Origin of the sequence: Klebsiella sp. RCJ4, assembly GCF_009025755.1 — a bacterium.
Taxonomy (GTDB): domain Bacteria; phylum Pseudomonadota; class Gammaproteobacteria; order Enterobacterales; family Enterobacteriaceae; genus Klebsiella; species Klebsiella michiganensis.
In genome coordinates, this window is record NZ_WCIN01000039.1 from 1 (window position 1) to 8,022 (window position 8,022).

At 56.3% G+C, this 8,022-nt stretch carries 5 protein-coding genes; 2 read left to right on the forward strand and 3 right to left on the reverse strand.

Annotation, left to right across the window (positions count from 1 at the left end; all coding sequences use genetic code 11):
• Window positions 1-694: 694 nt before the first annotated feature.
• Window positions 695-1,012, forward strand: coding sequence for a hypothetical protein (locus F8562_RS16315; protein WP_014837296.1), 318 nt, complete (start codon window positions 695-697; stop codon window positions 1,010-1,012).
• 41 nt (window positions 1,013-1,053) lie between these two features.
• Here the strand turns inward: F8562_RS16315 and F8562_RS16320 are convergent, their stop codons facing one another.
• Genes F8562_RS16320 through F8562_RS16330 form a run of 3 tightly spaced genes read right to left on the reverse strand, consistent with a single transcriptional unit; the run spans window position 1,054 to window position 5,971 of the window.
• Window positions 1,054-2,178, reverse strand: a complete 1,125-nt coding sequence (locus tag F8562_RS16320; protein ID WP_014837297.1) for an ABC transporter permease — start codon at window positions 2,176-2,178, stop codon at window positions 1,054-1,056.
• Window positions 2,178-4,907, reverse strand: coding sequence for a ribosome-associated ATPase/putative transporter RbbA (rbbA, locus tag F8562_RS16325; RefSeq protein WP_014837298.1), 2,730 nt, complete (start codon window positions 4,905-4,907; stop codon window positions 2,178-2,180). The genes F8562_RS16320 and rbbA overlap by 1 nt, the downstream gene beginning before the upstream one ends.
• Entirely contained in the window at window positions 4,904-5,971 is a 1,068-nt protein-coding gene (locus F8562_RS16330) for an HlyD family secretion protein (protein ID WP_042934268.1), read from the reverse strand. Before F8562_RS16330 ends, rbbA begins: the two co-directional genes overlap by 4 nt.
• Window positions 5,972-6,494: 523 nt before the next feature.
• Here F8562_RS16330 and F8562_RS16335 point away from each other — a divergent pair.
• The gene (locus F8562_RS16335) at window positions 6,495-7,892 is read left to right on the forward strand and encodes a diguanylate cyclase (RefSeq protein ID WP_009652888.1); all 1,398 of its coding nucleotides are present in this window, start codon (window positions 6,495-6,497) and stop codon (window positions 7,890-7,892) included.
• The last annotated feature ends 130 nt before the right edge of the window (window positions 7,893-8,022 follow it).

An 8,022-nucleotide genomic window follows, 5' to 3' on the forward strand; every position in this document is an offset into this window, starting at 1 on the left:
CAGGCATCAAACAAGTGAAGAGCCCATCCTGACGGATGGGCTTTTTGCGTTTTTGTCGTCTGAGAAATCCCGTGTAAAAGCCCGGCAGGGATCCTTTACCAGACCTTTGTCACGATAGGACATCCGCAGTACTTAAGCGAAATAAGTATCCATTGCTTTGAAATAAAAGGTTTTTTGTACTTAACCTGGCGCCACAACGAGAGCGATGAATTGTGCGGAGAGCTTGCCGGCAAAATCACTGAACGCCGTAACGGCGAATAGCATAGATCTATCTAAACCTCATTTTTATCGAAAACTGATCTGCCAGGAATTTACTCTGTGAATAAATTAATTCTATTGTAAGTGCGTTTTTATTGGCGTGAACGTTATATGGAAATAAAAATAGAGATAAACGCGTTTCTGAATATTTAATAGGAATTATATTAAGAATATTACCCGCATAACGCTTAAGTTATTCTAAAGTCATCAGGTTAACAAATAGATACGAAACCCTCACCCCTGCCGAGCACACAGGCATAACAGCTGGACTTTTTCTGCGAAATGACTTAGTGTCCTTAACACTTTGTTAACTCGATCTGGTTTAAGTTAATTCAAATTTGCTAAAAACATAGGGTGCATTGCCTGTATGGAAGCTAACCCGGTAACGTCTTTTGACGAATAGTGCATGTTACCGGCTGGCAATATGAGAATATAAATGAAACTTCTGATTAACTGGCCTCCTTTGCGCCAACTGATACATTATATCCGGGAGCGTTTTACCTTTCTGGTCCTGCTCTGCTGGCCGGCGATCATCTGGCTGGTTTGCCGGGCGCTTGTCTGGTTAACGGATGGATTGATGGTTCTTCTGGGTAAACCCACCGACCACTCGTTTACCGTGTATCTTCAGCCGCTTATGACGCTAAGTGCGCTGCTGAGAATTTCCGTCAGCTGGGTGCTGCTGCTGTTTATCCTGTTCAGCATGGCGATGGGATTCACCTGGGCTCTGCGGCGCTTTATGAATCGCCATAAATAGCGCCGATGCCGCGACCGGCAGAGCGCGACATCGGTATTGCCTCAGGCCATTTCCCCGATCGTCTTACGAAAACGCAGTAGGGCGATAGTAAAAAACACGCCACCGATAGCCAGCAGCGTCAGAAACTGCGGCCAGACGATAGAGAAATCAGCGCCTCGATAAAGAATGGCCTGCGCCAGGCTGACAAAGTGGGTCGTCGGCATGGTGAGCATAATATCTTGTACAGCCTGCGGCATACTTTCCCGGGGCGTGGAGCCGCCGGAAAGCATCTGCAGCGGCAAAAGCACCAGAATCATCAGCAGCCCCAGCTGCGGCATGGAACGCGCCACCGTGCCCATAAAAATGCCGATTGAGGTAGTGGCAAACAGGCTCAGGGCCACTCCAAGCATAAAGAGCGGTATCGAGCCTTCTATCGGTACCTGCAGCACGCCCTGAACCATCAGGATCAGGGAGAGTCCGGAAACCACCAGCACCACCAGCCCCATTGACCATATCTTCGCCATCATGATTTCAAACGGCGTGACCGGCATAACCAGCAGGTGCTCCACGGTACCATGTTCCCGCTCGCGTATCAGCGCCGAGCCGGTCAGCACGATCGCCAGCATGGTGATATTGTTGATAATTGCCATGACGGCGCCGAAACGCTCCTGCTCCAGGTTCGGGTTAAAACGCATCCTGACGGCCAGCTCAACCGGCAGCGTACCGTTGTCCCGGTAGCGGGCGACAAAGCTGTTCACCTCGCCGGTGACGATATTCTGGATATAGCTATTGCCGGTAAACGCCTGGCTCATTCGCGTCGCGTCGACGTTAACCTGTAGCTCGGGCTGGCGTCCGGCCAGAACGTCGCGCTGGAAATCCGGCGGAATATTGATGGCGAAAGTATAGCGTCCCGCATCCAGCCCGGCGTCCATCTCATCAGCGGTGATCAGCGCCGGCGGCAAAAACCAGGGCCGGTAAAAACCATTGATAATACGCGATGAAAGCTGCGACTTATCCATGTCGGCAATAGCGATGGGCGCCAGATGCAGCGAACCCGGCATAACGGTCGCGGAGGAGTAAACCGAGACGGTAAAAGCAAAGACAATCAACGTCAGCATCGCTTTATCGCCCAGCAGGCTGCGTAGCTCTTTCATCCCCAAATTATAAATATTGCGTAGTCCGCGCATTATCCCTCCTGTTTTTTCAACAGCCACACGCTCAGGCCCAGCACCAGCGGAACCGCGATAAGCAGCGGAATAAAGGATCCCCACAGGTCGGTCAGATTCAGCGCTTTGGAAAACGTTCCTCGCGCGATGGTCAGAAAGTGGCTGGTTGGATAAATCTGGCCAATCCAGCGCCCGGGGCCTTCCAGCGAGGCGACGGGGTCGATCATCCCGGAAAACTGCGTCGCCGGGATAAGCGTAATGATCGCGGTGCCGAAAATCGCCGCAATCTGGCTTTTCATAAAGGTTGAAATCAGCAGGCCAAGTCCGGTGGCGATAGTGACGTAGAGCAGCGCGGCGAGGGTGAGCGTCAGAAAACTCCCTTTGTGCGGTACGCCAAAAACAAAAACCGACAGCGCGCAGAGCAGGAAGAAGTTGAACATCCCCAGCACGATATACGGCACCTGTTTACCCAGCAGAAATTCGCTGCGGGTGGTTGGCGTCACGTACAGATTGATGATTGAACCAAGCTCTTTCTCGCGGACCACGCTGAGCGCGCTGAGCATCGCCGGGATCATCATTAACAGCAGCGGAATCACCGCCGGTACAATCGCCGGCAGGCTCTTCACATCCGGGTTATAGCGATAGCGGGTCTCGATGGAAATCAGAGAGGTATCGCGATTGGGGCTGGCCTGGCGACCGGCCATCTCCTGCAGCCAGGCCAGATGCATGGCCTGCACGTAGCCGCGCACCGTCTCCGCGCGGTTCGGCATCGCGCCGTCCACCCACACGCCAATCTGCACCGGCGTTCCCCGGGCGATATCGCGGCCAAAATTAGGCGGAATTTCAATCGCTACCGCCAGCTCGCCGTTGCGCATTCTTCTGTCCAGTTCGCTATAGCTTTGCAGCGGCGGCTGTTCGATGAAGTAGCGTGAGCCGGCGATATTTTGCGACCAGCCCTGGCTGCTGATGGTCTGGTCGCGGTCGAGCACCGCAAACCGCAGATCTTCGACGTCCATACTGATCCCATAGCCCATAATAAACATCAGGATCACGGTGCCGAGCAGTGCCAGAGTCGATCGCACCGGATCGCGGCGCAGCTCAAGCGCTTCGCGGCGGCTGTAGCTAAACAGGCGCTGCAGGCTGAACGCCTGACGCGGCGCCACGCTTTCGGCTTTATGTTCCATCGCGGGAACCGGTGCAGCCTGCGCATCAGGCGGCTGCGCGGCATCCGCCGCTTCCTGTAGCCAGGCGATAAACGCCTCTTCAAGGCTGGCCGATCCGCGCTGCTCCACTAGCGCCTGCGGCGTATCGCTGGCCAGCACTTTTCCGGCATGCATCAGCGAAATGCGATCGCAGCGTTCCGCTTCATTCATAAAGTGGGTGGAGATAAAAATGGTCACCCGGTCCTGACGCGCAAGATCGACCATCAGCTGCCAGAACATGTCCCGGGCTACCGGATCGACGCCGGAGGTGGGTTCATCAAGGATTAACATTTCCGGGCGGTGGATCACCGCGACCGCCAGCGAGAGGCGCTGGCGGATACCTAGCGGCAGCGAAGCGGGCAGGGTGTCCTCAACCTCTTCCAGCATAAAGCGCTGGCTCATTTCGGCGATCCGCCCCGGGATCTCCGCATCCGGGATGTGGAACAGGCGGGCATGCAGCTCGAGGTTTTGCCGTACGGTCAGTTCGCTATAGAGGGAGAAGGCCTGCGACATATAGCCAACGCGGCGGCGGGTTTCGATATCCCTGGGGTCGACCGGCTGGCCAAACAGCCAGGCCTCGCCTTCGCTGGCCGGTAGCAGCCCGGTCAGCATTTTCATGGTTGTTGATTTGCCGCAGCCGTTAGATCCGAGGAAGCCGAAAATCTCGCCGCGGGCGATGCGAAAGTTGACGTGATCAACGGCGACAAATTGACCGAAGCGCATCGTCAGCCCGCGCGCTTCAATCGCAACTTCGCTTTCATCGGCATTGCGCGGCGGGATGATCACCTCTTTATGCGCCAGGCGCTGGGCTTCGGGAAGCAGGGCGATAAACGCCTGTTCCAGCGTCTGACTCGCCGTGTGCGCTTTAAGCTCATCGGCGCTGCCGGTCGCCAGAACTTCCCCCGCGTTCATGGCCACCAGCCAGTCAAAGCGCTCCGCCTCCTCCATGTAAGCGGTGGCGACCAGGACGCTCATCTCCGGCTGACGCTGGCGGATGCTGTCGATCAGATCCCAAAACTGCGCCCGCGAGAGAGGATCGACGCCGGTGGTGGGTTCATCGAGGATCAGCAGCTGCGGGTCGTGAATGAGCGCGCAGCACAGGCCGAGCTTTTGCTTCATTCCCCCGGAGAGTTTTCCTGCCGGGCGGTCGCGAAACGGCGCCAGGCCGGTACTCTGGAGCAGCTCATTGATGCGGATGTCGCGTTCGGCTTTATCATGGCCGAACAGACGGGCGAAGAAATCGACGTTTTCATAGACCGACAGGGTATGGTAGAGGTTCTTCCCCAGCCCCTGGGGCATCCAGGCGATTTTCGGGCAGACGTCCTGGCGATGACGTACCTCGCTCATATCGCCGCCGAGCACCATAATGTTGCCGTGCTCAATCACGCGCGCGCCGGAGATCAGCGATAGCAGGCTGGACTTGCCCACGCCGTCGGGCCCGATCAGTCCCACCATACGGCGGGCGGGAATGCTCAGCGTAATGTCCTTCAGCGCGACGGTTGCGCCAAAGTGCTGGCTGACGTTTTCCAGGCGGGCGACGGTTTTCATTGCGGCAACCTCACCGTCAGCGCTTCAGGCCACGCCTGCTGGTTATCCAGACGAACCCAGGCCATCCCGGGCAGGCCGGTCTTCACATACTCCAGATGCTCCGCCAGCAGCTCTGGCGGAATACGGGCTTTTACGCGGAACATCAGCTTCAGCCGTTCATCGCTGGTTTCCACCGTTTTAGGCGTAAACTGCGCCACGCTGGCGACAAAACTGATATTGGCGGGGATCACCAGATTCGGCGCGGCATCGAGGATAATTCGCGCTTCGCTGCCCAGCGCCAGCAGACCCGCCTGCTCGGTAGGCAGGAAGAAGGTCATATAGACATCGGATAAATCGACCATATTCAGCACCCGGCCGCCCGCCGCCAGCACCTCTCCCGGTTCGGCGACGCGGTACTGAATGCGGCCATCGCGCGGGGCTTTCAGCTCGCTATCGTCGATATCGGCGATAATCCGCCGTTCGGTCGCCTGGGCGGCCTCGACCCGGGTTTGCGCCTGAATGATGCTGGTGCGCGCCGCCTCAATCGCGGCCCTGGCGGCAGAGACCTGCGCTTTGGCGGATTCCAGCGCCGCCCTGGCGCTTTCTGCCGCCGCCTGGTCGTCATCCAGCTGCTGCGCGGAGACCGCGCCGCGCTGCGAGAGCGTGCTGGAGCGGACGTGACGTTTAGCCGAGGAGTTCAGCTCCGCCTGCCGCTGCTTCACCACCGCTTCCGTAGCGCGCATTTCGCTTTGGCGCTGGTCGAGCAGGGCTTTCGCGGCGGCAATCGCGCTCTCTGCTTCCTTGATTTGCGCGGCGGCCTCCAGCCGTTGTTCGTTGAGTACCCGGGTGTCCATACGGGCCAGCACGTCGCCCTGGCGAACAAACTGCCCCTCTTTGACCAGGATGGTGTCGATACGCCCGGCGGTTTTGGTGGCGATATCGACTTCAGTGGCTTCGATTCTACCGTTACTGCTGGCAAATCCTGCCGGAACCCCCGGCGGGCGCAGCATCCACCATGCCGCTGCGGCAATCACCACCGCTAAACCAATAACGTATCCAACCCAACGCCGTTTGATTTTGTCCATACGCGACTCGCTTTGTTCCATAGGCTGAGTGGTGCGCGCTTCTCCTCCGCATGGCGGAGTTTCGTCTCTTCAGGGAAGGGAGAAATCGGGGATAAGGCCGACCGGCGCAGGGAGCCTGCAGCGCTGCTAACCGGTCAGAAAGAGGTGCGATCAATGTGGTCATCATCAGCAATCCTCGCCTTAAATGAAACACGCATATTTATTGCTACCGTCAATGTCATACTAACACCCGCAATGAGTATGTCCATATACAAAGCAGGGTCTTGTCGTCGGGTTAACATAAAAACAGCGAGGAGCGCGATGGCACAATATTACCCATAATGCCTATTGGGGTGATACCGGAGCAGATAATCTTAATCGTTCTTCATTAAATCATCGTACATATAAGCTATTCCTTAGCGCTAATAACCAGAGGATATTATTCCCTGGCGACTGGCGCATTTTTAATCTGGTTGCCCCAGGAGAACTGTTGTATGATCGGCGGCCCTGAAAATACACTCACGCCGGGCGAGCGCTTTATTCAATGAAAGATGAAAGCCAAAAATATATCTCGATTATTTTTAAGGAGTGGTTGCCGCTGTACGACAGCCTGACGCCGGAAGTGAGGGCGGTACTTAAAAATATTGCCGGGCAGCAGGCGGAGGCGTTAGCGACCCGTTTTTATGATTTTATTTTCCAGGACCCGGACATTGCGCGGCACCTTAGCTATGACTTAGTTCAGGAGCGGCTCAGCAGCTCGCTGGCCGGGTGGGTGAAAGATATCCTGATGTGCGATAAGGAAAATCTGCAGGCGCTGGCGGAGCGGCAGTACCTGATCGGCAGCATCCATTCACGCATTGGTATTCCGGCAGAGGCGGTACTGCGCGGCGCGCGCCAGCTGAAAGCCGGGCTGATTGAAAATATCCGCGATAGTCAGCTCGATCGCGAGACCAGCGTTGCCGCCATCTACTACGCCATCATGGCCATTAACATGGCGGTAGAAATGATGTGCCACGCCTATACCCTGTCGCACTATCGGGCAACGAAAAATGAAGAAGCGTACCGCCTGTATAGCCTGATGGATAACGTGCCGCTGGAATATGGCAAACAGCAGGCCTCGCTCTCCGGATGGGAAAATACCGCTATTTTTAATATCGTTAGCGATAATAAAAGCGATATTAACGGAGCGTTATTATCTGATTCTGAATTTGGCCTGTGGTTCCGCCATAAATGCGTGCGTTATTTTAACAAAAATCCGCAAATGCAGGAAATCGCCGACTTAATTAGCAAGGTGGATGCGCTGTTATCCGCCTGGAAATCCTCGTCTGAGGGTTCTGAGTATAAAAACACGCAGGCTTTGCTGCAGGGGATCCATATCCATTGCCAGCAGATCGGCAGCCAGATGGGGGTGCTGTTTAGCAGCCTGTCGCAGATGCAAAGCGGTAAGGATACGCTGACCAGCCTGCTTAACCGCCGCTATCTGCCGGTTGTCCTCAAGCATGAAGTGACGCTGGCGATGGAATATGAACTGCCGATGACGGTGGCGATTATCGACATCGACCACTTTAAAGAGATCAATGATAGCTGGGGGCACATGGTCGGCGACCGGGCGATTAAGCACGTTGCGGAGCTGCTCAGCGATAATATTCGATCCAGCGATTATATCTTCCGCTACGGCGGCGAGGAGTTTCTGCTGGTGCTGGTGGAGACCGGCGCCGCGGAAGCCTTTACTATCCTCGAACGGCTGCGTAAAAAAATCAGCCAGCTGGCGTTTAGCGTTGGCGCTGACAATGAGATTTCGATTACCGCCAGCATCGGCTACGCCGTCCACACCGGTCATCCGGATTACAATCTGCTGCTGCGCGATGCCGACAGCGCGCTGTACGTCGCCAAGCGCGATGGGCGCAACTGCGTGAAGCTGCATGAAGGCGACGGCAACTAAGCTGCCGGGTCCTTCCCGGAGGCGGCGCGCTGCGCCTGTCCGGGCTACCGGATCGCAGACGGCTGTGAACCCGTAGCCCCGGTAAGGCGACAGCCGCCACCGGGGAATAAACCGCAGAATATCTTCCGGT